This is a genomic window from Methylobacterium sp. E-041 (assembly GCF_022829665.1).
Taxonomy (GTDB): domain Bacteria; phylum Pseudomonadota; class Alphaproteobacteria; order Rhizobiales; family Beijerinckiaceae; genus Methylobacterium.
The window spans coordinates 1-614 of record NZ_JAKSYQ010000055.1; the positions used below are offsets into that span (position 1 = coordinate 1).

The window sequence follows — 614 nt, forward strand, 5'->3', positions numbered from 1 at the left end:
AGCACGCTGGTTCAGCGCTCGTCGATGATCTCTACTACGACGTGACAAACCCCGACGTCTGGGCGGCTCATGTCGATCCGACGACCCACTACAACGCGTCGGGTTGGCACGAGGGCCGTGATCCGAACGCAGACTTCTCGACCAACGGCTATCTTGCCGCCAATGCCGATGTGCGGGCCGCTGGGATCAACCCGCTGACGCACTACGACCAGTTCGGCTGGAAGGAAGGGCGTGACCCGTCTGCCAACTTCGACAACGAGCTGTACCTCGCCAACAATCCTGACGTGAAATCAGCGGGGATCGATCCGCTGACCCACTATCTGACGTTTGGTCAAGCGGAAGGCCGGCAGGGGTACGCTGCCATCGGAAAAGCTGGCGATCTGGCCACGCATCCGGGCTTCGACGCCGAGTACTACCTCCTCTCGAACCCAGACGTGGCGAAGGCGGCGATCGCAGCCGGCGGCGACAGCTTCGCGTTTGCCTATCAGCAGTACGAGAACTTCGGTTGGCACGAAGGCCGCAACCCGAACGCGGTGTTCGACACCAAGGGCTATCTGGCCGCCTACAGCGACGTGAAGGCGGCCAACATCGATCCGCTGGCACACTACGACAGC

At 62.1% G+C, this 614-nt stretch carries 1 pseudogene; it reads left to right on the plus strand.

Annotated features, from left to right (window positions below):
- Positions 1 to 614: pseudogene (locus MKK70_RS04230) on the plus strand (hypothetical protein); the annotation flags it as partial.